We start from the raw sequence: 24392 nt of genomic DNA, 5'->3' as shown, positions 1-24392 counted from the left end.
GGCAAAAACCTTCGATGGTGCGCAGGGCAAAGCTCGCAAGGGTGGAGACCGGCGTGGTCCCGAACGGACGCTGCTCTCGGGCGGCGGACTGGCAGGACCGTCAAAATCAAGGCCGGCAAGGCGCGACGACTTTACGGAAGTTGCTGCCGCGACCGTGTCCTGATCTGACAGGGAGGCGCTGGGAGAAATCCCGGCGCCGACTGTCTTTTTGGCCCCCCGATGCCCTTTGGCGGCGATCTTGCGAGCGCCGCTTCTCCACGCGCTAAAATCGGTTAGTATCGCCTGGTCAGAGCCCGTTTGAAAACGCGCTCTGCCGAGTCGGATGGCGTGGTTTTCGAGAACCGAAGCGCAGCGGACCTTTGAGTCCGTGAGCATCGGAAGCGCAGAAAACCGCGTCAGGCGGCCGGCAGAGTAGCGTTTACAAATGGGCTTGTAGAAGGGGGATACTTCATGACGCTCGTCCAGAAGCTTGCCGTTGCCTATGCCTTCCTATTCTTCGGCGTCGTCGCCATCGGCTACATACCGGCCTTCAACGATGCCGACGGCAATCTGTTCGGCCTGTTCTCGCTGCAATGGTACGATGATCTGCTGCACGCCTTCTCCGGCGTCTGGGCGCTGGCCGCCGCCTTCATCTCGCACCGCCAGGCAGTGTTCTATTTCAAGCTGTTCGGCTCGGTCTACCTTTTCGACGGCGTGCTCGGGCTGGTCACCGGTTCCGGCTGCCTCGATGCCGGTATCTTCATCAACGGCTTCCGCTCTCTCAACGATATCGAATTCCCGGCCCGCTTCTTCGCCAACCTGCCGCACATCGTCATCGGCGGCTTCGCCGTCTATGTCGGCTTCCGGCTGGCCAGGCGCGTACACGACCACTTCGCCACGGCCTGATCGGGCATGTTCCTGTTCCGCTGGCTGAAGCGCCTCATCAAGACGATCCTCTGGCTGATCGTCGTCGTCATCCTCATCCCGATCGCCGGGCTGAGCTACGGCTTCCTGACGACGTCGTCGCTCGACAAGACGCCGCTGCCCGGCATTGCCGACGGCGCCCCGCCTAAGGCGCTGGCCGACAAGGTCCGCGCCGAGATCCCCGGCTACCAGCGGCCGGAGGAATCGACCTTCCTCACCTATCCGGAATGGGCGATCGTCTACGCCGCACGCGAATATGCCGGCTTCGTCGACAAGGACCAGCCGAGCGGCTTCCCCTACTGGTCCTATATCGGCCGCTTCTGGCAGGACTACGCCATGGTCATCCGCGCCAGCGCTCCCTACAAATTCAACTATGCCAACCACCAGATGCTGGTCATCATCGGCACCAGCCACTCGATCGAGCATATATTGCAGTGGGCCTATGAGAACACGGTCGGCCGCATCACCGAGGCGACAACGGCCAAGCGCACCGCCGCCGACATTTATCAGGCCAAGGTCGCGGCGGACTATGCCGCGTTTCTCGACCAGGTGCCCTGGTATCAGTTCCCGTATGCCGACAAGCGTGCCGGCCTGTTTGCCGTGCAGCCGGTGCCGGGCGACAGCTCCGTCCGCACCGGCGAACGCAAGCTGGCGTTCGGCCTCGCCGACACCATCAAGCAGGGCTATGCCGACCTGATAAAAAAGGCCCTCGCTGCCACGATGGACCCCGCCTTGCTCGACATCCATGTCTGGGCCAAGGGGCCCGTCGGCGAAGCCACGCGCAACGAGCCCGACACCTTGCTCGAACGCGACATGGGCGCTGACGGCACCATCTTCGTCACCAGGCGCTATCAGGTCTTCACCGAAATGATCCTGCGCCTGATCGACAAGGGCGTCTCCTTCGTCGAGATCGGCGGCAATGACGAGATCATGGCCACGGTGCTCTCCACCGATACGATCGCCATTCCCGAAGGCATGCACATCCTGTTCAGCTATCCGCTGCCGGCCGATCAATCCACGCGCCGCACCGGCATGATCGTTGCCGTGCGCAAACTGCATCTCGTGCTGCCGGCGCTGATCAAGTCCGGCGCCAGGCTCGAACACGTCTACGATTACTGAGGCCTTTCGGTCACGCCCGGCCAAGATTAGGCATTTCCTGGCCTCCGCCACGCCCATTCCACAATCGCGGCCAAATCCCGCCTTGTTCGCGCGCGAAGGAATGGGAAGAAATGGAAGGGCTGCCGGGGGGCATCTCGAAGGGACAAGACCGTGATCAAGACCGCCCTTGTCGCCATGACCATTGTCGGCTGCGACTGCGACGCCAAGCTTTGCGAATATATCGGCGAGACGCCGGCCAAATGGTCGACCGTCGCCGAGTGCGAAGCGGCGATGAAGAGCCAGATGCTGCACGAGCGCAATTTCAACTATCCGCTCGTCTCCGGCATTTGCCGCACGAAGGGTTCGTCGTCCTCCTCGCAACTGGCCGCGACCGCATCGCGCCCCGAACTGAAGCCCGCCAGCCGCGTCGTCAGAACCGAAAGCCCGCTGCCGCCGGAACTCAGCCACCGGCCGAGCGTCTCGGTCGGTTCGCCGACGACCGCCATGGAAGCCGACGCCGCCCGGCCCGTCGCCTATGAACAGGTGGTCGATGGCGGAACCGGTGTGCTCTATCGCACCAAGAACGGCTACGCCGTGGTCAAGACCGACCTCGGCCGCGCCGCCTCGGCAACCGCCGACGCCGCGAAGCGCTCTGTGAACTGGCTGGCTGGCCTGATGCCGAAGGGGCTGTAGGCCCGCTGGCGTCTCGGTTCGACGACCGCGTGATCAGGCAGGCACATAGGTCAACCTGATCACGTCGTCGCCAATCAAATCGCTGGCCACAAAGCGAAGCGGCGGCCGGGGGCCGGCGAAGAATGGCTTGCCATGACCAAGCACGAACGGATGGAGGTAGAGTTGGTACGCATCGACAAGACCAAGGTCGGTCAGGCTTCGCGCCAGGCCTGGTCCAGAAACTGAAATCTCCCCGACGAGCTCAGCCTTAAGCCCGCGTATCACCGCCTCGACGTCATCCGCGACAAGTGTTGCGTTGGGGCCGGCCGACTTCAGAGAGCGCGACACAACCCACTTCGGTTGGCTCCGCCACGCCGCCGCGAATTCATGCGCCTCCGCGCTCCACTCAGGACTATCTTCGTCCCAATAGCGCATGACCTCGTACATGCCGCGACCGTACACACTGCCGCTCAGATTGCGCACTTGCTCTATCCAGTGACGAAAGATCGTCGGGCCCGACGGCATTTTCTGGTGGTCGACATAGCCGTCGAGTGACTGGTTCATTCTGAAAATGAGCTTCGCCATGCTGCAGGATCTCCAACCCGGGGTCTTCAGAATAACTTGAGCCGCCGTTACGCAAAACCCCAGCCGAAATCCAAACTGAGACACGATCCTAGTCCGGCCTGAACCTGACTTTCAGGCTCTGCCAGAACTTGTCGACAAGCGGCTTTTCGGTCGCTGCATCCTCGCCGGCAATGCGGGTGATGAACAGCAGCCCCCGATCGGCCAGACCGAAGCCGACGATCTCGAAATCGGCGGTGTCGGTGCGTGTCTTCACCTCGGCCCGGATCCCGGTCAATTCCTTGCCGTCGGCGAGTTTGCGCGTGGTCGGCCCCTGCGTCAGCTTGGCGCCGGCCTGCACCGATTCCCTGGTCATCTCCTGCAGCATCAATTGGTTGAGCGACACCGGATTCATGGCGCCATATTCCTGCACGACGACGATCGTGCCCAGCGCCGAGGCCATCAGATACTGCGTGATGTCATCGCCGAGATCGGTCTTGGTCACCGAAATGCCGCTGGGATGGACGAAGGAGAAGTCGCTGCCTGAAAAGGTGGCGAAGTCGTTGCGCGCGAGCGTCACCTCGCTCTGCTTGCCGCCGGGCAGCGTCACATCGGCGCTCTCGCCGGGATCGATATCGACCGTCACGCCGTCGATGGTCAGCTTGAAGGCCTTGAGATCCTCGCCTCCGGCAGGGCCAGCGCACAGCGCGATGAGGATGAGTGCCGCCGCCGATACCATCCGCATGGCTGTTCTCCTGCTTCTTACGACACCCCGCTCAGCGCCTTGATGGCACGGTAGAAGGTCGAGGAAAACAGTTCCGTCGGGTCATACTGCCGCTTCGCCGCCAGGAAGGCCGGCAGTTCGGGATAGGAGGCCAGCAATTCCCTGGCCGTATAATGCAGCTGGTAAGGCAGGAAGAAGCGCCCGCCATGCTTGATCGTCACGTCGATCAGCGCCCGCGTCAGCGCCCGCATCCTGGCATTGCCGTCGGCATCGGTCGGCTGGTTGACGTAGAGCACCAGCGAATAGGCCGGCTCCGGCGCGTAGGTCAGCGCCACATCCTCCCTGTGGACGATGCGCACCGAAGCATTGAGCACCGGCAGCGTCTGCTTGCGCAGGATCTCGCGCGCTTCCGCGATGAATTCGACATAGGCGGCACGCGGAATAAAATATTCGTGCAGGATGTCGGTCTCTTCCATCTGATCGTTGAACAGATAGGGCACCGAATCGTGCATCGGGTTGTTGCGGGTGACGAGACAGGCCTCGCCCTCGGCCATGGCCGAGGTGCGCGCCACCGTGCAGCTTTCGAATTTCGGCTCCAGTGTCTTTTCGGTGAACCATTTCAATTCCTGGAACAGGCTGCCCCATTTCGCCAGGTTGATGATCACCCGCTTCAACCCGACCGATCCCGGTTCGCCGATCTCGGGCTGATCGGCCGGCGGCCGCTCGGCCACCTTGTCGTAACGGTAGACGATCATGTCCTCGAGGAAATTGCCGGGCGCCGTCGACAGATGGCCGTAGAACAGGCCGATATCCTTGTTCGGCTCCAGCACCTTGGCGAAGAATTCCGGAAAATCGTCCGATTTGATGATTTCGCGCGAGGTGCGGTAGACGGCGTTGTCGACGATATCGAGCGTCGCCTCCAGCACCACGCCGAACAGGCCGTAACCGCCGACGACGTGGCGGAACAGATCGGTGTTCTCGGTCGGCGAGCAGGTCGTCACCGAACCGTCGGCCAGCATCACCCGCATCGAGCGGATCGAGCCCGCCACCGAACCCGCCTGGTGGTCCATGCCATGCGCATTGACCGACAGCGAACCGCCGACCGAGAAGATGTCGGTCGACTGCATCGCCTTCACCGCGAACTGCGGATGCAGAAGGTTCTGGATGTCATGCCAGCGCGCGCCCGGCTGCAAGGTCATGGTCTTGGCCGCCGCATCGACGGTGACCCTGTTGAACTTTCTGAGGTCGAGCACCAGCGCGTTGTCGTCGAAGGCATGCCCGCCCATGGAATGGCGGATGGCGGCCAGCGATATTTTCAGCCCATTGGCACGCGCGAAGGCCAGGGCCTTGGCGATGTGCTCGTCCCCGCTGACCTCGACCACGCCGTAGACCGGCGTCATCGACAGGCCGCTGGCATCGTTGATGTCACCACCCTTTGCCGACCAGGGCAGTGACGCATCGAAGGCCGGCGCATTGTCCAGCGGCTTCAGAGGCAGCGCGAAGCCGTCTATATCGGCTATCCGTCCTGCGTTCTTCGGCCCCGAAGGTCCGCGTGCCAGCCGCGCCACCGTGTTGCCGCCCCACAGCACCGCGCCGCCGACGACAGCCGCACCCAGCAGCAATCGCCGCGACAGGCGAAACCCTTTTTGCTCGTCGGCCATGACTATCCCCCGCTGGCCAAGGGATAGCGCGGCTCTTTGGCAAAAACCATAGCGGCGCCGCCGGGACGGCGTTTTGCCTGGCGTCGAGGGTGGAGGGCACGAAATGGCCGGTCCCCTGAGGACCGGCCAGAATGGAACAGGGTCTGAAATTGCGTCAGCAGGCTTGCCGACGAACGACGCTGACGCCTTACGAGGCCTTCTTGATCGACGTCACGATGCCGGTCTTGTCATCGACGGTCACCGCCACCTTGGCGCCGACCTTCAGTTTCCCGATCGTCGCTTCGGGCGACAGCTGGTAGATCTTGCCGTCGTCGAGGGTGATCGACTTGGTCGTCGGATCGACGGCCTGGATGGTGCCCTGAACGGTCGCGGCATAAGCGGTGCCGAGGAAGGCGAGCAGAGCAGCGGTGGTTGCGAGGGTCTTCTTCATTGGTAAGCACTCCGTGCTGTTTCACTTTTCCGGACCGCCGCCTTGGGAAACGACAGCACCGGACGGCCTGAAACTGGACGGAAAGCGCACCCTCCGCAAATCACGTTGGGTGAATTTTCGCAAACAATATCATAGGCTTAATTCCGACACATTATCTGCGACCGAGATCATTTCAGGCCGCTTCGGCTCCCCCAATGAACGCACTTCTGTCCGCGAAAAGAGTCACTTGGCCGATTGTGACGGCCGGCTTTCGATCACCACGCAGCCGCCGCAATCCATCTCGGGCGGCATCACGAAACAGAGCGCTGACCGATCGTCGATACACATTTTGTTTCGCGGATCAGTTCAAAAACCGCCACGCCAACGCTGATCAAACTCGCGCTACGGTTGCAAACCGACGTCGAATGCGGGATGGTGTCGACCGTTGACATGAAGGGGGGCCTTCCATGAAGCTTGCAGTCCGGACTGCGATGTCCCTGATGCTGGCGCTTGCTCCAGGATTGGCCGGCGCACAAGCCACGGATCCGGGCGACGACAAAACAATTATCTTCACTCCCGGCGACCCAGAGATGGCAGCGGCCACCGCGCAGGCGCTCGCCAGCCTGGACGACTTCCTGGCACTGTCCGAGGCGCCTCCCGCCGACACAGAGAGGTTCAAATTGAAGGTCAAGGTACGGGACGGCAACGTCACCGAACACTTCTGGGTCATACCGTTCCGCCGCACCGAAACCGGATTTGTCGGCATATTGGCAAACCAGCCGGAGGAAGTGCACAACGTCGTCCTCGGCCAGAACATAGAATTCACCAGGGACGATATTTCCGACTGGGGATACACACGCGGCGGACGTCAGGTCGGCAGCTTCACCGTGTGCGTCATGTTCAACAAAATGTCGAAAGAAGAGGCGGACTACATGCGTGACAAATACGGCTTCGAGTGCTGAAAGCGCAGCCCGATCAACCCGCTTCGTCCTTCGCGCCGATCTTGCGCACAAGTGCCGCCGTCGCCAGCATCGCGCCCATGTCCGATATCATCGGCGCGACATGCCTGCTGTAGTCGAGCGGCACCGAAATATCCGGCAGCTCGAAGAAGTTCTTCGTCTGCGGCAACAGTAGGAAACCATCGCTGCCGTTGAGCGCGACGCGGGCTGGGTCGTCCGGCCAGGTTTCGCCAAGCCATTTCAGCGCCTGCGCCAGCCGGCCGCTCACCAATGGCTGTGCCGCCCCGAGATTGTCGGTGCGGAACTCGTAGGCGGCATCGAGCAAAGCATCGCCGCTGGACAGCTCTTGCAGCTTGCTGGCAAATATGCCTCGAAAGAAGCTGATCACCGCGTTGGTCCGCCGCGTCGCCACCAATATGCCGGGAAACGGCGCGATGGTCTCGAAAGCGACGATGACGCCCTGGAAGGCGGTCGAGGAGCCCTTGCCCGACCCTTCCCGCAGATGCGCCTCGTACAGTTCGAACGGAAACCCCTCATAGCGGCCCGCCACGATGTCGTCGAACGCCTGCCGGTTGAACGGACCAACCGCCGTGCGCGGCAACCGGTCGAAGGAATTCGGCGTCACGCCATGCTGGTAGCGCATGTCGGCGATGAAGCCGAATATGATCGGCAGCAGCGTCTCGCGGAACGATTGCTGCAGCCGCGTCGCCGGTTTCCTGGCCTGGAAATAGAGCAGGATCGAAGCCGCGAAGCCGATCACATAGAGAAATACATGCGGCGTCGAGACCCATTGCTCGTTGGGGTCGGCGACCTTGTTGAACAGCCAGGCGACCAGCACCACGGCCACCAGCACCAGCCCCACGAACACCGGCACCCGCCAGCGCACCTGCCGGACCGCCGAAGCCCTCGCCGCTTCATAGGCCTCGATGTCTTTCCGGATGCCGGCGATGACCGTTTCACTCGGCATGAAATCCGCTGATTCCACCGCTACCCCCGCAATCCTGCCTCTGCGGGAGCATGATAGTTGGTTTTGCAAGGGCCGCCAGATGGTTAAGCGGGAACGCCTTCATCGGTTGGTGGAGAAGGGAAGACCGCTTTCAGTCGCTCCGCGACCCTGTCACGCATTCGGCCCTCCAAAGCCTCCACCAACACCAGCCGCTCGTGGTCGCCAGCGCGCAGGCGCATGAAGGGATGCATCCGGTAAGACGCGATCCTGCCGCGCGTACCGGCATCGGCACTGACATCGACAATGAGGATAGAGCCGATGCGGCCCGGCCATGGCTGCCGGGCAAAGGCGGTACCGAGGAAATCGCCGAGCCCATAGGCGACGATCGTCCCGTCAATCTTTTCCACCGGCTGCACGACATGGGCATGATGGCCGGCGATCAGCCTGACGCCCTGCCCGGCCAGCCGCCTGGCCAGCGCTCGCGTCCCGTCGCGCGGAAAATGTCGGAACTCCCAGTCCCAATGCGGCACGGCGCAGAGAAGGTCCAAGCCAGCGGGTGGCCAGTTCGCCGGATCGCTGTCCATCGAAACGCGCCCGGCAAACAGTTTTTCATCGGCGTTCCGCCACAGCGTGAAGGCGGCGAAGCCGATATCAAGCGATCCAACCTGAATCGGCACAACCGGACCGTCGGCCAGGCCGATCGTGCGGATGCCGAGCCGCAGCAACGCCGCGATTGTCTCGTCGAAACCGGCGATGCCCTGATCCAGCACATGGTTGTTGGCCAGCGACAGCACGAGTTTTTCGCGCGCAACACCAACCGCCGTCAGCGCCTCGGCCAGGAACGGCTCGCTCATCGCATGATGCGTGCCGAGCCTTGTGCCCAGCACCGCGCTTGGCCTGTCCACAACAGGGCTTTCGCAATTGCCGATCACCAGATCGGCAGCGCCGAGCAGCGCCTTGATCGCCGGATCGCAATCCGGCGCGCTGCGGTTGGCCACCGCCGAGATGTCGCCGACAAAGGCAAGCCGCACCGCTTGCTTCGGCGGTGGATCCATCAGCGTCCCGGCCATCGGCGCAAAGTCTTGAGCGTCGCCGGCCAGTGACGGCTTCAGGAAACGCGGCAGCCAGGACAGCTTGTAGGAAAACGGATAATTCGACACGCGATGCCCAATTGTTTGCCCTGTGTAGACCGTCCGCGGGGCGGGTTGAAGCGCGACGCTGCAAATGGTGTATGTTTGCACTGCGCGACAAACATTGGGGGGAAAAGATGACACGACTGGCAGGCCTGCTGACATCCGCTTTCATTCTGCTCCTGCCGCTGTCTTCCGCGTCGGCGGCAATGCCAGAAGCGGCAACCACATTGTTTGAGGCGAAGACCGTGGCCGCGCGCGACACCGCTCTCTCGACGCTGGAGGCTGCCGCGCCAAAAGACCCGGCATCCGCCTATGCGGCCGGGGCGGGCGAGTTCTTTACCGCACTGGAGATCCTGGCCACCGGCCTGCACCGTCATGGTTTCGAAAGCCCGCAATCCTTCATGCTGCCGCTGATGCGGTTGCCGGTGCCCGACAATCCCAATCCCGAGCCGCTCACTTACGAGCAGTTCCGCGCCATCCTGGTCGGCTTCCGTGACCGGCTGGAGAAATCCGCAGCCACGTTTGCCTCGGTGCCGCCCGATGCCGATATCGGCATGGTCATCGATCTCACCCATGCCGGCATCGACCTCAACGAGGACGGCACCATCGCGCCGGACGAGAGCATGGCGGCGATCATCGCCTCACTCTCGCGCGGCGGTATCTCGTCGGACGCCGCCGCCCCCACGCTCACCTTCCGCTTCGACCGCGCCGACGGCTACTGGCTGCAGGGCTATGCCGAGTTCCTGATGGCGCAGGCCGATTTCTGGCTTGCGCATGATTTCAGGAGCACCTTCGACGGCTCGTTTCACATGCTGTTCCCGCGCGCCAAATTGCCGCTGCAGGATATTCTGGTGCCGCCGGCCGGCGACATGGGCTCGAGCATCTTCTCCTCGGAATGGCGCATCGCCGATTTCATCTCGATGGTGCATCTCGTCAACTGGCCGGTGATCGAACCGGAGCGCCGGCAAGCAGCGCGCCGCCACCTGCTGGAAATGATCCGGCTGTCGCGCGAGGACTGGAAGGCGATCCGCGCCGAGACCGACAATGACCGCGAATGGCTGCCTGGACCGCAGCAGAAGGGCGAGAACCCGCTCACCGGCCTCGAAGTCGGCGAGGAGCAGGTCCAGGCCTGGCTCGCCGCCTTGACCATGGCCGAGGATCTCCTGGAGGGCCGCAAGCTGCTGCCGCATTTCCGCGTCACCGCCAGTACTGGGCTTGGCATCAACATGAAGCGCTTCTTCGACGAGCCAAAAAACTTCGATCTCGTGCTGTCGATCACCGGCCCGGCCATCGCGCCCTACCTCCAAAGCGGCGAGCTCGCGACCAGCGACGATTTCGACCAGATCCAGCGCCAGTTCGGCGGCGGCGGGTTTTTGACGTTTGCGCTTTGGTTCAACTGAGGGTGGGCCGTTTGAGGCCGCCTTCCCGCGAGAAATCTAGCATAGCAGGCAACAGTTTTACCGGAAACACGCGCGCCTTTTGTAGGCAGGTCTGCCGGCAGTCGGTTCGCTGCATACACCGCGCGGAGGCGCTGCGTAAAAATTAGCAGTGGCTGTTTTGCTTGACTCGGCCGCCAAAAACAGGCAGCAAAACCAGGTCGGAAGGGCGACAACACCACTTTCCTGGCCGTGGACGAAGGCTGATTTGGCCAAAATCCACATCTCGTCGTTGGTTTTGAGAGGAATTGATTAACCAACTTTGTCCATATTTTGAAGCAATCGGCAACCAACTACAGACGCGGCAAACGCGTCGGGGACCACCTGGGATCACTCACAGAATGGTCGTCGCGGCTCTCAAGGCCAGTACGGGGAAACCGATTGAAGCGAGATTGGTTGCATGGCGTTGTTGAGTACACACAAAAAAAACCGGGGACAGCGTGAGGGCGGCGAGTTCGTCGATGCTCCACGTTCCCCTTCCTTCAACGCTGGCCGGGTGGCCCGCTGGGTCGCGCTGCCTTGCGTCAGCACCGCCATCGGCCTTTGGTTGATCGGCACCATGGCTGGCCTCAGTTCCGTCGGCGCCTCTCTATCGGCAACTTCGGTTGGCCTGCCCCAGACACTGTCGACACCGGGATCGCTCGCACTTGCCGATCCGCTGAAACAGCACTTTTTGAAAGCACCCTTCGTGCTGGCCAACGCCAATGGCGGCACTCAGGCCCTGCATGATCATTCGGTGCAGTGCGGCGCCAGCTGTTTCAAGCTGGCCAGGGTAAGCGCGCGGGCGGAAAAATCCGAACGTCTTGTAGCGCAGGCAAAGCCGATGTCCGCCGCCGTGAAGTCGAAGGCGCAGGAGCGCTTCGAACGCATGGAAGCGTCGCTTTCGCCGATGAAGCTGGCCGCTGCCTTTGCCGACGCCGGAAAGCCTGCCGCCAGTGCCAACACCCGCCCGGTGATCTCCACAGTCGCACCGCGAATTGCCGAGGCGTCGTTGGTGCCCTCCGTCCAGGTCACAGCCAGCCTGTCCGATAACATGCCAGTTCCGGCGGCCGAACGTTTCGCCCGGCTGGATACCGACTCGGTGGTCGTTCAGACCGCACCGCCGCCGATGGGCTTTGCCCAATCCGGTACGCCGGACAATTCGCAGTTGGCGCTTGCTCTGGTGCAGTCCCTGCCGGCCAATGACGAGGCGTTCGCCTCACCGCTGCCGATCGAGGAATCGTCAGCCGATGTCGTGGTTTCACCCGTCGAAACCCAGCAGGATCAACCCGGCGATGCCGCCTCCCTGCCGGACGCTCTGACCGACGACGTGCCGTTGCCGACCCGGCGTCCGCAATTCGACGCGCCGCAGCCCAAAGTGGTCCAGCAGGAGCCTAAGTCCGTCCAGCAGCCGAAATCCGTTCAGCAGCCGAAGCCGGCACGCGAGACGGTCCAGCAGGCCCAGCCGGCAAAACCGACGCGGCAAGGCCGGCCGGCCGATGGCGGCGATGTGCTGGCCTATGCCAAGCCCGACACCCCGTCGGGCGGCCTTGGCAAGGCGTTCAGGAACCTCTTCAACTCGCCAGCCGCCAGGAGCGGAGCCGGCAATGGCGTCGCCGTGTACGACATCAGCAGCGCGACCGTCTACATGCCTGACGGCTCGAGGCTCGAGGCGCATTCAGGCATCGGCGCCATGGCGGACCAGCCGCGTTATGCCGACCAGAAGAATCGCGGACCGACGCCGCCCAACACCTACAATCTGTCGATGCGCGAGTCGCGCTTCCACGGAGTGGAGGCCTTGCGCCTGACACCGGTCGATGGCCGCAACAAATACAATCGCAACGGCCTGCTGGCCCATACCTACCTGCTCCGGGGCCGCTACGCCCAGTCGAGCGGCTGCGTCGCCTTCAAGGACTATGCGCGCTTCCTCGCCGCTTTCAAGAAGGGCAAAATCAAACGCCTCGTCGTGGTGCCGCGCCTGAACGGGTCGGCGACGCAGGTCGCATCAGCCGCCAGGGGCGTGTAACGACAAGAGGCTTTCGGGCGCCTTCCCGCTGCTCCTGACAGCCTGCTGTCAGGAGCAGCGCTGTCCGGCACGCCTCTCCCCACCGCGCTCTTTCCATTTTGGCCAGGAAATCCCATATTCGGGACATGGCCAAATCTCCCGATCAGAAAACGCCGCCGACGGCGAATGACGACCGCGCCGCGCCGAAGCGGCGCAGCCCGCTGACCGATTTCCTCGACGCCTCCGAGCCGCTGCACAAAGGCGGCTTCGCCGAGATGCCGCAGCCGGAGCTCTCTGGCACGCCGCTGACCGGTTCGATCGCGGATTGGGCCGAGCAGATCGAGCAGGAAGCCGAAAACGAAGGACGTCTTGTCGCCAAGGGTGACGGCGGCAAATCGCCGAAGCCGTCGAAGAAGATACCCGAGCGCTCAAGCTCGCCGGGGCGCAGTTCGCGCGGCACCTCGATGGGTGGCGCGGCGTCAGCCAGGGAGCGCACGGCAGCCGGGCTCAATCCGGTCGCCGGCCTCGACATCTCGCTGGAGGACGCCGAGACCATGGCCTCGGGCAGCGTCACCGCGACGGTGGCGGCACTGTCGGCGCTGATCGAATCCGGCAATCCGCTGCACAAGGACGGCGTGCTGTGGACGCCGCACCGCCCTGCCCGCCCCGAAAAATCCGAAGGCGGCATCGCCATCAAGATGGTGTCGGAGTTCGAGCCGGCCGGCGACCAGCCGACCGCGATCAAGGATCTGGTCGAAGGCGTCGATAACAACGACCGCACCCAGGTGCTGCTCGGCGTCACCGGCTCAGGAAAAACCTTCACCATGGCCAAGGTGATCGAGGAGACGCAGCGCCCTGCCTTGATCCTGGCGCCGAACAAGACGCTTGCCGCGCAGCTCTATTCCGAGTTCAAGAAATTCTTCCCGGAAAACGCCGTCGAGTATTTCGTCTCCTACTACGATTATTACCAGCCGGAAGCCTACGTCCCGCGCACCGACACTTTCATCGAGAAGGAATCCTCGATCAACGAGCAGATCGACCGCATGCGCCACTCGGCGACGCGTTCGCTGCTTGAGCGCGACGACGTCATCATCGTCGCCTCTGTGTCCTGCATCTACGGTATCGGCTCGGTCGAAACCTATACGGCGATGACCTTCCAGATGCAGATCGGCGACCGGCTCGACCAGCGCGCGCTGCTCGCCGATCTCGTCGCCCAGCAGTACAAGCGGCAGGACATCAACTTTGTCCGCGGCTCGTTCCGCGTGCGCGGCGACACCATCGAAATCTTCCCGGCCCACCTGGAAGACCGCGCCTGGCGCATCTCGATGTTCGGCGACGAGATCGAGCAGATCACCGAATTCGACCCGCTGACCGGCCAGAAGACCGGCGAGCTGAAAAGCGTCAAGATCTACGCCAATTCGCACTATGTGACGCCGCGCCCGACGCTGAACCAGGCGATCAAGTCGATCAAGGAAGAGCTCAAGCACCGGCTGGTCGAACTCGAACGCGCCGGCCGCCTGCTTGAGGCACAGCGGCTGGAACAGCGCTGCCGCTTCGACCTCGAAATGCTGGAAGCCACCGGCTCGTGCGCCGGCATCGAGAACTATTCGCGCTATCTCACCGGCCGCCAGCCGGGCGATCCGCCGCCGACACTGTTTGAGTACATCCCCGACAACGCACTGGTCTTCATCGACGAAAGCCATGTCACCGTGCCGCAGATCGGCGGCATGTATCGCGGCGACTTTCGCCGCAAGGCGACGCTGGCCGAATACGGCTTCCGTCTGCCGTCCTGCATGGACAACCGGCCGCTGCGCTTCGAGGAGTGGGATGCCATGCGCCCGCTTTCGGTCGCCGTCTCGGCGACCCCTGGCGCCTGGGAGATGGAACAGGCCGGCGGCGTCTTCGCCGAGCAGGTCATCCGTCCGACCGGCCTGATCGATCCGCCGGTCGAGGTCCGCCCGGCCAAGAGCCAGGTCGACGATGTCGTCGGCGAGATTCGCGATACCACCAAGGCCGGCTACCGCACCTTGGTCACCGTGCTGACCAAGCGCATGGCCGAGGATTTGACCGAGTATCTGCATGAGCAGGGCATCCGCGTCCGCTACATGCACTCCGACATCGATACGCTGGAGCGCATCGAGATCCTGCGCGATCTGCGCCTCGGCGCCTTCGACGTGCTGGTCGGGATCAATCTTCTGCGCGAAGGCCTCGACATTCCCGAATGCGGCTTCGTCGCCATTCTCGACGCCGACAAGGAAGGTTTCCTGCGATCGGAAACCTCGCTGATCCAGACCATCGGGCGCGCCGCCAGAAACGTCGACGGCAAGGTCATCCTCTATGCCGACCAGGTGACCGGCTCGATGGAACGGGCGATGGCCGAAACCAACCGTCGCCGCGAAAAGCAGATGGAGTGGAACGCGGCCAACGGCATCACACCGGAATCGGTCAAGTCGCGCATCTCCGACATTCTCGATTCGGTCTACGAGAAGGACCACGTCCGCGCCGATATCTCGCAGTTCACCGACGGTGCCGGCGCCATGATGGGCAACAACCTCAAGGCCCATCTCGACGCGATGGAAAAGCAGATGCGCGATGCCGCGGCCAATCTCGACTTCGAGAAGGCGGCCCGCATCCGCGACGAAATCAAGCGCCTGCGTGAGATGGAACTGTCCATCTCCGAAGACCCGCTGGCCAAATACGCCGACATGGAAAGCCCGGCCTCCGGCCGCGAAAAGGGCAAGCACAACAAGGGCGTGGCCAAACATCGTACAGCAGAGGAACAGGAGCGTTTTCGCAAGCTCGACGCAGCGCGTGCCGCCGAAGAGGCAGCCAAGGCTGCCCGGCCCAACCTCTTCCGCAAGCCTGATCTCGACGAGATGGGCGCCGATGGCACTGTGCCGGTGAAAAAGCCGCTGTTTTCGAAACCCTCGATCGACGACATGGGTCCAGGTACCGACATGCCGACGCCGGCCGGCGCGGTGTCACGCTCGCTGTTCAAGAAACAGTCGGCCGAAGAGGCGCACGGCTCCGACTTCGGCATTCCCGGCGACGTCACCAAGCCACTGTTCAAGAAGAACTCGCTCGATGAAATGACTGTACGGCGGACGGAAAAGCCGGTCGAAGGAAAAGTGCCGGCCAAGCCGCAGTCAATCTCCCCCCAAGTGGGGGAAATGCCCGGCAGGACAGGCGCGAAGGAACGCGACGATTCCGCTAAGCCAATCGTTCGCCAGCGCGCCGGCATCGGCTCATACGAGGATCCAGGCGACGCCCGCCGCGACAAACGCCGGCCGGGGAAGACGGGACGGCCGGGACGGTAGGAAGCTGCAGCATCGAGCCTGCGATCGGTTGCGGATTTCAGATGCCGCCGCTTAGAATGAGTGATGGTCGTCGTTCGCAGACTTGATGAAGAGGAGTTCAAGGCTTGCTTTGCCGAGCCGATGACGAATATCACCGCGACGGCGAATGCTGTCGTAGACATATGGTCCTATGTCGACGCGCTAAATCTGGACGAAGTCGGCGTGCCCTATTTGAACGACGTCCATTATGTTTACCGGGACGTTCAAAACCGGTTTGATCAAGTTTTGATTGGCACCGGCAGGTTCAACGCCCTGCTTGTGATCGTTGTCGATCTCGGCAGAAGCGCGGTGTTCGGGCATTTCCTACTCGATCTCAACAAAGAATATGGACTAAGCGGCGGCTACTTGAGACCTGTCTGATCCGGCCCCTTGACCTGTGAAGCTCAATTAATCCGCTGGGCCCAATCAGCTGGGTAGCACAATGGTCAGGGCAGGCGGAATATGCTCCCGCGACGGGATATCCAGCCAACCAAGGTTTGATCGATGCGACAGCGAGGCAAACTCCATATCCTCCCCCTAATCTTAGGCAGCAAGGACACGCCTTTGCGGGCCGGAGCTGATCTCGGTCGGGTCCAGAAACATCTTGGCTTTCCTAAATGGCTATATGTCTATCAGGATCAGCCGTGCGGCTTTCTTCTAGGTTATGGCGATCTGGAAATCGACATTTTGACCAGGCGCAATCGAGCACGCGTCCATCGCATCAGCATCAAACTTTGGCACATGCCTGATGTCCCCAAGCCTTTGCCTTTGAAATGGAGCGGCAACAGCCAAATCGATCTCGATGGCTTTGGCCCGGCAATGACGATTTCGGCCGCCAGGACGCTCCTCGCAGGTCTAGGACTGCAAGCCGAGGAATATAAGGTGGAAAGCGTATCTGAAACTGTCCGCCGGCTCGTGCTCCCCCACGCCGAGCTTCATTTCTTCAAGGGACCGGAAGAACCGATCCTGATGGAGTTTCACTTCCTGACACCGCAGGAAATCCAGCGAACTAAGGGTGACTGGGTAATCCGCCCGCGAGATTAAGGCCTGCCCGCAGAGCATCTACTTGCCATCCGCCCCGCCTTTGGTGTAATCGCTCCCCACACTCGAACGTCTCGAAAGGAGGGCTCACGTGTTTGATTTTTCTCGTCACCATCGTCAGCGTGGCCCGATTTCTGCCCTGCGAGCTAGCTTGCAGGGCTGACCAGGGACGGTCCGGGTTTTTCCCGCTTCGATTTTTTGGTCTGCCCTTCGTGGTGCGTAATGCCGAGCCTGATGGCCGGAAAGCGCACCGTCAAAGTGGACCGGAGTAGTCTCCGGCAAGACCAGAGAAATCAAAATGGCCCTGATCAGCCTCAAATCCCTCGGCGTCACCATGAGTGCGTCGCTGTTTGCCAATCTCGACCTCACCATCGGCACCGGCGACCGGCTCGGCATTGTCGCCGCCAATGGCCGCGGCAAGTCGACTTTGCTGAAATGTCTGACCGGCGGGATTGAGCCGACCTCCGGTGACATCACCCGCACGCGCGGCCTGCGCGTCGGTCATGTCGAACAGTCGGTTGCCCAGGCCCTTCTCACCCGTACGTTCCGGCAGGTGGTGGCGGATGCCTTGCCGTCCGAGCAGGCCGAAAGCGAGATGTGGCGTGTCGACGTGGTTCTGGATTCACTCGACGTGCCCGAGCCGATGCGCGAGCGGCCAATGCAGGCGCTGAGTGGCGGCTGGCAGAGGCTTGCGCTAATCGCACGCGTCTGGGTCACCGATCCGGACGTGCTGTTGCTCGACGAGCCGACCAACCATCTCGACCTTGTCCGCATCAGCCAGCTCGAAACCTGGCTGAACACGCTGCCGCGCGAGGTGCCCGTCGTCATCGCCAGCCACGACCGCGCCTTCCTCGACGCCACCACCAACCGGACCCTATTCCTGCGCCCGGAACAGTCGCCGGTGTTTGCCCTGCCCTACTCCCGCGCAAGACAGGCGCTCGACGACGTCGACGCCTCGACCGAGCGCAAGTTCCAGCGCGACATGAAGGCGGCGCAGCAATTGCGCCGGCAGGCGGCCAAGCTCAACAACATCGGCATCAATTCGGGCAGCGACCTTTTGACGGTGAAGACCAAGCAGCTCAACCTGCGGGCCGAAAAACTGGAAGAAGCGGCCGCACCGGCGCACCGCGAAAAGTCGGCGGGTGCCATAAAACTGGCCAATCGCGGCACCCACGCCAAGGTGCTGATCACGCTCGACGACGCGGCTGTGGAAACACCCGACGGCACCCCGCTGTTTCGAACCGGCAAGCGCCATATCTGCCAGGGCGACCGCATCGTGCTGCTCGGCCGCAACGGCGTCGGCAAGTCGCGCTTCGTCACCCTGATCCGCAATGCCATTGTCGAACCGGACACGGTGCCGAATGTGAAGGTGACGCCGTCGACGGTGCTAGGCTACAGCGACCAGGCGCTGTCGGGCATCAGCGGCGACGACACGCCGCTGATGCTGGTCTCGCGCCGCTACGATGTCGGCGAGCAGCGTGCCCGCTCGCTGCTGGCAGGCGCCGGCGTGGTCATCGAGATGCAGGAGAAAAAGATCGGTGCGCTGTCCGGCGGCCAGAAGGCGCGGCTGATGATGCTGGCGCTGAGGCTCGCCAATCCCAACTTCTATCTGCTGGACGAGCCGACCAACCATCTCGACATTGACGGCCAGGAAGCCCTGGAAGCGGAACTGCTGGCACATCAGGCAAGCTGTGTGCTCGCCTCGCACGACCGCTCCTTCATCCGCGCCATCGGCAACCGCTTCTGGCTGATCGAGAAACGGCGGCTGACCGAAGTCGAAGACCCAGAGGATTTCTTCCGCTCGGTGGCGGAGGGCGCTGGCTAATCGGTGAACAAAACTGCCGATGAAGTTCCGGCCTGTCGAGCGCAGGCCGGAGTTTCGTATCATGTTACGAGACGTCTTCTTGACTTCCGAAGCGTATCATGCCATGGTACGCCACTCGGGTCGACAAGATGATACGCTCCTTCAAAGACAAGACCAGCGAAGCCGTTTCGAACGGCAAGGCTCCGAAGGGCTTCCCATCGGACCTTGTCCGCTCAGCCCAGCGGAAGCTGTTCATGATCGACAACGCCGCCGAACTGTCGGATCTGAAGACCTCCCGGCAACAGGCTTGAGCCGCTGAAAGGTAACCGTGCGGGCCAGCATTCGATCCGCATCAACGATCAATTCCGCGTCTGCTTTGGTGGGTGGAAGGGCAAGCGGAGGATGTTGAAATCACCGACTATCATTGAAGAGGGTTCAAAATGCTGAACATCAACCCACCTATCCATCCCGGAGAAATTCTCCGTGAGGAATATCTCGTGCCGCTCAATCTGAAGCCTTACACGCTGGCCAAAAAGCTGCATGTGCCCCGCACACGCATCGAGCGCCTGGCCAGCGAGACGACACCGGTAACGCCCGACACCGCTTTGCGCCTTGCGAAGTTCTTCGGAACCACGCCGCAGTTCTGGATGAATATGCAGGCGAGCTACGACCTCGCCGTAGAGGGAGAGGCGAAGAAGGCCGATCTTGAAACAATCGAACGTCTACAACCGCGGCCTGAAGTAATCGCGTTAGCAACAACCCGCTTCAAGCAGGCTGCGGAGCTAGCGATAAAAAAATCTCGGCGGTCTGTCGGATAGCCTCAGCCCGTCGCGTCCTTGGGATGCCGACACGATGATGCCGGCCCAACCCAGGGAGAATTATCATGTCGGTTCTTTCGTCCATCGGTCGCATCGCAACCCGGTATGCGGCAGCGCGCGCTCGTCACCGCAGCGAACGCGTCCTGCGTTCACTGCCTGCCTCGCTGCGCAAGGATATCGGGTTTCCGGACGTCTTCGATGCGCAAAACGGCCGCCGCCCCTGACCTCGCGGGGCGCCAGTCAGTCATGCGTATCGCCCGAAAGCGGCGTCGCCTGCATCGATACGCGTTTTTCGAAAGCCTCGAACCAGCGCGTCAGCAGTGCCCGTGAGCGAAAAGGCGGAAGGTGACGGAACGCCATCCAGGACAGCGTGGTGGCCAAGGCGATGTGGCCGATATGGAGCGGCGCCTCGTCGTCCAGCGTGCTCTCGATCCAGTCGTAGCTCGCCTCGATCTTTTTCCGGTATCCGTCGGCGAGAGCACCATAGCGCAACTTTTCGGGTCTCCTTTCCGTCTCCCAGCGCAAGGCTATACCCGTCTGCGCCAGGCCCTGGGCGACCGCCTGCAACCGCAATGCCTGCCAGCGCGCCTCGCCGTCCTGCGGCAGCAGCTTGCGACCGTCATGCAGCGTGTCGAGATAGGCGCAGATGACATCGGAATCGAAGATCGGCGACGCGTCGGGCCGCAACAGCACCGGCACTTTGCCGAGCGGGTTTTCGGCGTAGACGCGGGCATTGCGCAAGGTCGGACTGGTCTCGTGATGAATGACCTCCAGCCGATCGGCAATGCCAACCTCGTGGGCGAAGACGAGCGCCTTGCGCGCGAAGGGTGAGTGGGTCTGATAGTAGAGGATCATTGTCGTCCCAGGATTTGAAGAGGCGTTCGCCTGATCCATCTGTTCTAGCCTGCGAGCCGAGAGAATTGCGCTCTGATTGGGCGCGGTCGACGCAAGTTCGTTTCACGCCTCTCGTCCAACTGCGGCTGCGTGGCCTGTCCAGGGCCGGTCGGTCAAAAAAATCTGCCGGCCATGTAGGACCGCCGGCACCTCATCCGTCCTTTGGCTCGCAAGGCCAAACGCAAAGAGGAACAACAGATGACCGATCAGACCCCCGTTCAGCCCGCGGCCAAAGTGCTCGGCGGATTGACCCCCTATCTGCAGCTGGATGGCGCCTTCAAGGCTGCCGAATTCTACAAGAAGGCCTTTGGTGCCGAGCAGGTCTTTGCCTATCCGGCGGACGAAAAAGGCCGCACCATGCACATCCACCTCCACATCAACGGCTCGACGCTGATGCTCTCCGACTTCTATCCCGAAAACGGCATGCCTGCCGTCAAGCCGCAGGGTTACACCATGCAGCTTCACCTCGGCAGCGACGACATCGAAGCCTGGTGGAAGCGCGCCGTCGATGCCGGCTGCGAAGTCGCCGTGCCGCTCCAGATCATGTTCTGGGGTGACCAGTGGGGCAATATGCGCGACCCGTTCGGCGTCGAATGGGCGATGAATGCGCCGGTCAAGAAAGCCTGATCTATCGCCAATGGCGAAGTCCCTCACCGGCTGGCGTCGGTGAGGGATTGTGAACTTCCAGGAGGAGACCCACAATGTCCTATGTCGATGGCTTCGTGCTTGCCGTGCCCAAGGCAAATCTCGATGACTACAAGAGGCTGGCCAATCTCGCAGGCCCTATATGGAAGGAACACGGCGCGCTCGCCTATGTCGAATGCATCGGCGACGACGTGCCCTATGGCGAGGTCACTTCGTTCCCGCGCGCCGTGCAGGCCAAGGACGACGAGATCGTCGTCTTCGCCTGGGCCGTCTATGAGTCGCGGGAGAGCCGCGATGCCGTCATGGCCAAAGTGATGGCAGATCCGCGCCTGAAGGCCGATTGGGCGGACATGCCGTTCGACGGGAAGCGCATGATCTTCGGTGGCTTCACGCCATTCATAGAGCTTTGAGCAGCCGGTAGCAGATTGGCAGAAGCCCCTCAGCTTCGTCATCCTAGGACGAAGCAGGAGCGAAGCTCCGTCGTGAAGACCCTAGGGTGACGACGCGGGTGCTTAGGCCAATCTCTAAGGCCACGATCAGCTAGAGAGCGTTGCGCTAATCCAGCCTGTCCAGAAGCGGCTTCAGCCGGTCACCATAGCGCTTCCATAGATCGACCGACCCCTGATACATCGGCTGGCGCACCTGTGCGGCTGAAGCCGTGCGCACCGGTCGGTCGGTCTCGTGGAACGATAGTGCCGCGTCGTCCCAGGGCAGGCCGAGATGGGCGATCAATGCCCGCGTCTGGCCTTCCTGGTCGGCGACAAAATCCTCGTAGCGTACATCGTGCACGACGCCTGGCAGCACCGTGTGCCAATGCTTCATGATGTCGGTGTAGAGATTGTGGAAGTCGGCGAGCTCGCCGAGATCGTAGCCATAGCGATGGCTGTCACCGCGGAAATGCACCTTGTAGATCGACAGGCAGGTGGCCGCCGCATCGCGCGCGCAGTGGATGATCCTGGCCTTCGGCATCATCATGTGGATGAAGCCGACAAGCAGGAAGTTGCCCGGCATTTTGTCGGTGACGTGGCGCATGTTCGGATAGCGGGCATGGAGCATGTCGAGATAGGCTTGGCCTGCCTCGGCAAAATCCGAATCGCCCGTATCCGATACGCCCCATGGGAAGCCACCCGGCATGGTCGCCGGGAACTGCCTGCCGACCGCCTTCTTCAAGATGCTGAGCTCGCCTGCGCCATAGACCTGCGGATGGCTGGCGATGATCTGCTCGACCAGCGTCGTGCCCGAACGCGGCATGCCGACGATGAAGATCGGCGTGTCGTCGCTGATTGAGCTGGGCCTGTGCTTCTCGAAGAAGCCGGCATCGAAGGTGGCCTTCATCGCCTCGAACTCGGCCCGCGTCCTGGCCTGGTCGTAGTCGATGCCTTTGCGGCGGATCGCATTGCCCTCGGCGAAATAGTCGAAGGCCCGGCCATAATCCCTGAGATCGTCATTCGCCTTGCCGAGTCCGAAGGACAGCTGCATGCGCGCCAGGCTGTCCTGCGGCGCCTTGGCATGCTGGGCTTCCATGCCCCCAAGTTCGCTGTCGCGCTCCTTCTGGCGCTTGACCTGCGTCAGCATCAGCCAGGCTGTGGCCATGGCGGGGTTGATCGCCAACGCCTGCCGGAACAGGTCGGCCGCCTCGTCGAGCTTGCCCTTTTCCATCAACCCGACGCCGAGCCCGTGCAGCAGGTCGGCATCCTTGGGTCGGATCGCCAGCGCTTCGCGGAAGGCAGCCAGCGCCTCATCCAGCCGCCCGGCTTCCTGCAGGGTTTCGGCAAGCCCGATGCGGGCGCGCACATGAAATGGGTTGCGTGCAACCGTGCCGCGATAAATCTCTTCGGCCTCTTCGAACTGGCCGACCTGTTTCAGCGATGAGCCGAGATTGTCGCGCGCCGCGAGTTGGTCCGGCCGCAGATCCACTGCGCCGCGGAAGAAATCGATGGCCGCAGCAGGGCGGCCGAGGTCGCGCATCACCGTACCGAAATTGTTGAGGAAATCGGGATTCGTCGGCTGCAGGCTCACCGACCGTTCGATGAGATCCAGCCCTTCTTCGCTGCGCCCGGTCTGGTGGAGCAGCAGTCCCAGGAAATGCGCCGCGGCCGCGTGCTTGGGCTGACGCGCCAGCACCTGCCGGTAGATCGTCTCAGCCTCTTGCCGGCGCCCGGCCTGATGCAGTTGCAACGCCTGCTGCACATACTGGTCGAGGCCCAGCGGCGGCTGTCCGCCTGCGCCAGACCTGGCTCCCGCACCCGCCGCTCGTCTTTGATCTCTGTTGATGGGAAACCTACCGTGTTTTATCCGCCTGTGGCGATCTAGGCCATCGGCGCCGCAGGTTCAAGGCTTCGCTTGCTGTCTCGTCCTTTCGTCGGTGCGGAAAGATCAAATCAGCACACCGCGATCCGGCCCCAGCAAATCTGGCTCGAGGCCACGGAGCGCGCGTTCATCGATATCAACTCGGCCCGCTCAACGCTCGTTCGTGCCCGCGAACTTGGCCACGCAGTGGCAATCGACGACTTCGGCACCGGCTACTCCAGCCTGTCCTATCTCGAGGGGCTGCCGCTCGATGCGCTCCTAATCGACAAATCGTTCATCGATACGATCAGCACGAATTCCGCCACCAATTCCGTCACCGCGCATATCATCGACATGGCCAAGACACTAAAGCTGAAGATCGTTGCCGAAGGCGGGGAAACGCAGGCGCAGGCCGACTACCTCGCGGCGCGCGACGTCGACTACGGCCAGGGCCGGCTGTTTGCCAGACCCATGCCCGCGTCCGAGTTCGTCGCCGACTGTCGCCGGTGAAACCGACGGCTTGATGATTGTCTTCCTCAACGAGGCGCAGCGTTCTCAGCACGGCCCGTCGCCAACGACGCGATAGTCCGCGGCACGGGCTTCGCAGGAATTGGGGAAGGTGCGCATCTCGCCATGCCGGCGCGCGCACACCGGCGCATATTCGCGGGTGCAGAACGTCTGCTCTTCACCACCGCCGCCGCCGCCACCGCCGCCACCGTCGCGGCACGGACCGTCGCGCACGATGCGGTAGCCGGCCCGGTCGGCAAGACAGGCATTGGCGAAGGTCTGGCGATCGCCGCCGCGCCGGGCACAGACCGGCTCGTACTGCTTGCTGCAATATTGCGGTTCCGGCCGGGGCGGACGCGGACGCGGCCCTGGTCCGTCATCGACGACGACGGTGCAGGCGGCAAGAAGTGCCGACAGCAACAGGATGACAAAACCCTGCCGCGAAAAGATTGCCGCCAGATATTTCATGATGATCTCCCACGATCGCGTCCCCGGTTGCCGATCCTCGCCATTCCCTTGCCAAATGCAACCCCCGTTTGCAGCCCTTTCAGTCGGAAACGCGCTGGGGCTGTA

General features: G+C 62.5%; 23 protein-coding genes and 3 pseudogenes. 17 read left to right on the top strand and 9 right to left on the bottom strand.

Annotation, left to right across the window (positions count from 1 at the left end):
• The first annotated feature begins 450 nt into the window (after positions 1–450).
• From MESCI_RS11090 to MESCI_RS11080, 3 genes are all read left to right on the top strand, one after another.
• Positions 451–885 carry a DUF4383 domain-containing protein gene (locus tag MESCI_RS11090; protein WP_013530043.1) on the top strand — a complete coding sequence of 145 codons (435 nt, stop codon included), beginning with the start codon at positions 451–453 and terminating at the stop codon, positions 883–885.
• 6 nt (positions 886–891) lie between these two features.
• Entirely contained in the window at positions 892–2022 is a 1131-nt protein-coding gene (locus MESCI_RS11085) for a hypothetical protein (RefSeq protein WP_013530042.1), read from the top strand.
• A gap of 150 nt (positions 2023–2172) precedes the next feature.
• Complete coding sequence (locus MESCI_RS11080) at positions 2173–2694, top strand: hypothetical protein (RefSeq protein WP_013530041.1); 522 nt, start codon at positions 2173–2175, stop codon at positions 2692–2694.
• Between the two features lie 33 nt (positions 2695–2727).
• Here MESCI_RS11080 and MESCI_RS11075 read toward each other — a convergent pair whose 3' ends face one another.
• The 4 genes from MESCI_RS11075 to MESCI_RS11060 all read right to left on the bottom strand — a co-directional run bounded on the left by MESCI_RS11075 (position 2728) and on the right by MESCI_RS11060 (position 6049).
• Entirely contained in the window at positions 2728–3258 is a 531-nt protein-coding gene (locus tag MESCI_RS11075) for a dihydrofolate reductase family protein (RefSeq protein ID WP_013530040.1), read from the bottom strand.
• 88 nt (positions 3259–3346) lie between these two features.
• On the bottom strand, positions 3347–3979 hold the full coding sequence (locus MESCI_RS11070) for a hypothetical protein (RefSeq protein WP_013530039.1): 633 nt from the start codon (positions 3977–3979) through the stop codon (positions 3347–3349).
• A 17-nt stretch (positions 3980–3996) separates the two neighbouring features.
• Complete coding sequence (locus MESCI_RS11065; protein WP_013530038.1) at positions 3997–5619, bottom strand: FAD-binding oxidoreductase; 1623 nt, start codon at positions 5617–5619, stop codon at positions 3997–3999.
• Between the two features lie 187 nt (positions 5620–5806).
• The gene (locus MESCI_RS11060) at positions 5807–6049 is read right to left on the bottom strand and encodes a DUF1344 domain-containing protein (RefSeq protein ID WP_013530037.1); all 243 of its coding nucleotides are present in this window, start codon (positions 6047–6049) and stop codon (positions 5807–5809) included.
• A gap of 13 nt (positions 6050–6062) precedes the next feature.
• On the opposite strand from MESCI_RS11060, the gene MESCI_RS11055 reads away from it, so the two are divergent.
• The gene (locus MESCI_RS11055) at positions 6063–6419 is read left to right on the top strand and encodes a hypothetical protein (RefSeq protein ID WP_164919878.1); all 357 of its coding nucleotides are present in this window, start codon (positions 6063–6065) and stop codon (positions 6417–6419) included.
• Positions 6420–6495: 76 nt separating this feature from the next.
• On the top strand, positions 6496–6990 hold the full coding sequence (locus MESCI_RS11050) for a YegJ family protein (protein ID WP_013530036.1): 495 nt from the start codon (positions 6496–6498) through the stop codon (positions 6988–6990).
• Positions 6991–7003: 13 nt separating this feature from the next.
• Here MESCI_RS11050 and MESCI_RS11045 read toward each other — a convergent pair whose 3' ends face one another.
• Both MESCI_RS11045 and MESCI_RS11040 read right to left on the bottom strand, forming a co-directional pair.
• Positions 7004–7954, bottom strand: a complete 951-nt coding sequence (locus tag MESCI_RS11045; RefSeq protein ID WP_164747158.1) for a DUF3137 domain-containing protein — start codon at positions 7952–7954, stop codon at positions 7004–7006.
• 83 nt (positions 7955–8037) lie between these two features.
• On the bottom strand, positions 8038–9093 hold the full coding sequence (locus tag MESCI_RS11040; RefSeq protein ID WP_013530034.1) for a CapA family protein: 1056 nt from the start codon (positions 9091–9093) through the stop codon (positions 8038–8040).
• Between the two features lie 107 nt (positions 9094–9200).
• On the opposite strand from MESCI_RS11040, the gene MESCI_RS11035 reads away from it, so the two are divergent.
• The 9 genes and pseudogenes from MESCI_RS11035 (at position 9201) to MESCI_RS32250 (ending at position 19708) form a co-directional block, all read left to right on the top strand.
• A complete protein-coding gene (locus tag MESCI_RS11035) occupies positions 9201–10466 on the top strand; it encodes a hypothetical protein (RefSeq protein ID WP_013530033.1) in 1266 nt (421 codons plus the stop codon).
• Between the two features lie 436 nt (positions 10467–10902).
• Positions 10903–12507 (top strand): DUF2778 domain-containing protein, encoded by a 1605-nt coding sequence (locus MESCI_RS11030; RefSeq protein ID WP_013530032.1) that lies wholly within the window; start codon positions 10903–10905, stop codon positions 12505–12507.
• A 125-nt stretch (positions 12508–12632) separates the two neighbouring features.
• Complete coding sequence (uvrB, locus tag MESCI_RS11025; RefSeq protein ID WP_013530031.1) at positions 12633–15803, top strand: excinuclease ABC subunit UvrB; 3171 nt, start codon at positions 12633–12635, stop codon at positions 15801–15803.
• Between the two features lie 63 nt (positions 15804–15866).
• Positions 15867–16202: a hypothetical protein gene (locus tag MESCI_RS11020; protein WP_013530030.1), complete on the top strand. Its 336-nt coding sequence runs from the start codon at positions 15867–15869 to the stop codon at positions 16200–16202.
• Between the two features lie 183 nt (positions 16203–16385).
• Positions 16386–16865 carry a hypothetical protein gene (locus MESCI_RS11015; protein WP_164919876.1) on the top strand — a complete coding sequence of 160 codons (480 nt, stop codon included), beginning with the start codon at positions 16386–16388 and terminating at the stop codon, positions 16863–16865.
• A 295-nt stretch (positions 16866–17160) separates the two neighbouring features.
• Positions 17161–18687 carry an ABC-F family ATP-binding cassette domain-containing protein gene (locus MESCI_RS11010; RefSeq protein ID WP_013530028.1) on the top strand — a complete coding sequence of 509 codons (1527 nt, stop codon included), beginning with the start codon at positions 17161–17163 and terminating at the stop codon, positions 18685–18687.
• Positions 18688–18815: 128 nt separating this feature from the next.
• Positions 18816–19094, top strand: a pseudogene (locus MESCI_RS11005) (type II toxin-antitoxin system RelE/ParE family toxin).
• A 12-nt stretch (positions 19095–19106) separates the two neighbouring features.
• A pseudogene (locus MESCI_RS32580) lies at positions 19107–19391 on the top strand (HigA family addiction module antitoxin); the annotation flags it as partial.
• 158 nt (positions 19392–19549) lie between these two features.
• Positions 19550–19708: a hypothetical protein gene (locus MESCI_RS32250; protein WP_013530026.1), complete on the top strand. Its 159-nt coding sequence runs from the start codon at positions 19550–19552 to the stop codon at positions 19706–19708.
• A gap of 16 nt (positions 19709–19724) precedes the next feature.
• On the opposite strand, the gene MESCI_RS10995 is transcribed toward MESCI_RS32250, so the two are convergent.
• Positions 19725–20339, bottom strand: coding sequence for a glutathione S-transferase family protein (locus MESCI_RS10995; protein WP_013530025.1), 615 nt, complete (start codon positions 20337–20339; stop codon positions 19725–19727).
• A gap of 237 nt (positions 20340–20576) precedes the next feature.
• On the opposite strand from MESCI_RS10995, the gene MESCI_RS10990 reads away from it, so the two are divergent.
• Together MESCI_RS10990 and MESCI_RS10985 are read left to right on the top strand one after the other, a co-directional pair.
• On the top strand, positions 20577–21005 hold the full coding sequence (locus tag MESCI_RS10990) for a VOC family protein (protein ID WP_013530024.1): 429 nt from the start codon (positions 20577–20579) through the stop codon (positions 21003–21005).
• 74 nt (positions 21006–21079) lie between these two features.
• On the top strand, positions 21080–21433 hold the full coding sequence (locus tag MESCI_RS10985; RefSeq protein ID WP_013530023.1) for a DUF1428 domain-containing protein: 354 nt from the start codon (positions 21080–21082) through the stop codon (positions 21431–21433).
• 145 nt (positions 21434–21578) lie between these two features.
• Here MESCI_RS10985 and MESCI_RS10980 read toward each other — a convergent pair whose 3' ends face one another.
• The gene (locus MESCI_RS10980) at positions 21579–23201 is read right to left on the bottom strand and encodes a tetratricopeptide repeat-containing sulfotransferase family protein (RefSeq protein ID WP_244514230.1); all 1623 of its coding nucleotides are present in this window, start codon (positions 23199–23201) and stop codon (positions 21579–21581) included.
• A gap of 195 nt (positions 23202–23396) precedes the next feature.
• Between MESCI_RS10980 and MESCI_RS10975 the strand changes: the two are divergent.
• Positions 23397–23822 (top strand): annotated as a pseudogene (locus MESCI_RS10975) (EAL domain-containing protein); the annotation flags it as partial.
• Positions 23823–23867: 45 nt separating this feature from the next.
• Here the strand turns inward: MESCI_RS10975 and MESCI_RS10970 are convergent.
• Positions 23868–24287, bottom strand: coding sequence for a Kazal-type serine protease inhibitor domain-containing protein (locus MESCI_RS10970; protein WP_013530021.1), 420 nt, complete (start codon positions 24285–24287; stop codon positions 23868–23870).
• Between the last annotated feature and the right edge of the window lie 105 nt (positions 24288–24392).

This window comes from Mesorhizobium ciceri biovar biserrulae WSM1271 (assembly GCF_000185905.1).
GTDB lineage: Bacteria > Pseudomonadota > Alphaproteobacteria > Rhizobiales > Rhizobiaceae > Mesorhizobium > Mesorhizobium ciceri.
This window is presented reverse-complemented; position numbering and strand designations above follow the sequence as displayed.

Coding starts and splice junctions, on each gene's coding strand:
- MESCI_RS32250 (WP_013530026.1), top strand. CDS start 19,550: ATGTCGGTTCTTTCGTCCATCGGTCGCATCGCAACCCGGTATGCGGCA.
- MESCI_RS11060 (WP_013530037.1), bottom strand. CDS start 6,049: ATGAAGAAGACCCTCGCAACCACCGCTGCTCTGCTCGCCTTCCTCGGC.
- MESCI_RS11010 (WP_013530028.1), top strand. CDS start 17,161: ATGGCCCTGATCAGCCTCAAATCCCTCGGCGTCACCATGAGTGCGTCG.
- MESCI_RS10995 (WP_013530025.1), bottom strand. CDS start 20,339: ATGATCCTCTACTATCAGACCCACTCACCCTTCGCGCGCAAGGCGCTC.
- MESCI_RS11020 (WP_013530030.1), top strand. CDS start 15,867: ATGGTCGTCGTTCGCAGACTTGATGAAGAGGAGTTCAAGGCTTGCTTT.
- MESCI_RS11035 (WP_013530033.1), top strand. CDS start 9,201: ATGACACGACTGGCAGGCCTGCTGACATCCGCTTTCATTCTGCTCCTG.
- MESCI_RS10985 (WP_013530023.1), top strand. CDS start 21,080: ATGTCCTATGTCGATGGCTTCGTGCTTGCCGTGCCCAAGGCAAATCTC.
- MESCI_RS11070 (WP_013530039.1), bottom strand. CDS start 3,979: ATGCGGATGGTATCGGCGGCGGCACTCATCCTCATCGCGCTGTGCGCT.
- MESCI_RS11045 (WP_164747158.1), bottom strand. CDS start 7,954: ATGCCGAGTGAAACGGTCATCGCCGGCATCCGGAAAGACATCGAGGCC.
- MESCI_RS11085 (WP_013530042.1), top strand. CDS start 892: ATGTTCCTGTTCCGCTGGCTGAAGCGCCTCATCAAGACGATCCTCTGG.
- uvrB (WP_013530031.1), top strand. CDS start 12,633: ATGGCCAAATCTCCCGATCAGAAAACGCCGCCGACGGCGAATGACGAC.
- MESCI_RS11030 (WP_013530032.1), top strand. CDS start 10,903: ATGGCGTTGTTGAGTACACACAAAAAAAACCGGGGACAGCGTGAGGGC.
- MESCI_RS11065 (WP_013530038.1), bottom strand. CDS start 5,619: ATGGCCGACGAGCAAAAAGGGTTTCGCCTGTCGCGGCGATTGCTGCTG.
- MESCI_RS11075 (WP_013530040.1), bottom strand. CDS start 3,258: ATGGCGAAGCTCATTTTCAGAATGAACCAGTCACTCGACGGCTATGTC.
- MESCI_RS11090 (WP_013530043.1), top strand. CDS start 451: ATGACGCTCGTCCAGAAGCTTGCCGTTGCCTATGCCTTCCTATTCTTC.
- MESCI_RS10990 (WP_013530024.1), top strand. CDS start 20,577: ATGACCGATCAGACCCCCGTTCAGCCCGCGGCCAAAGTGCTCGGCGGA.
- MESCI_RS10970 (WP_013530021.1), bottom strand. CDS start 24,287: ATGAAATATCTGGCGGCAATCTTTTCGCGGCAGGGTTTTGTCATCCTG.
- MESCI_RS11050 (WP_013530036.1), top strand. CDS start 6,496: ATGAAGCTTGCAGTCCGGACTGCGATGTCCCTGATGCTGGCGCTTGCT.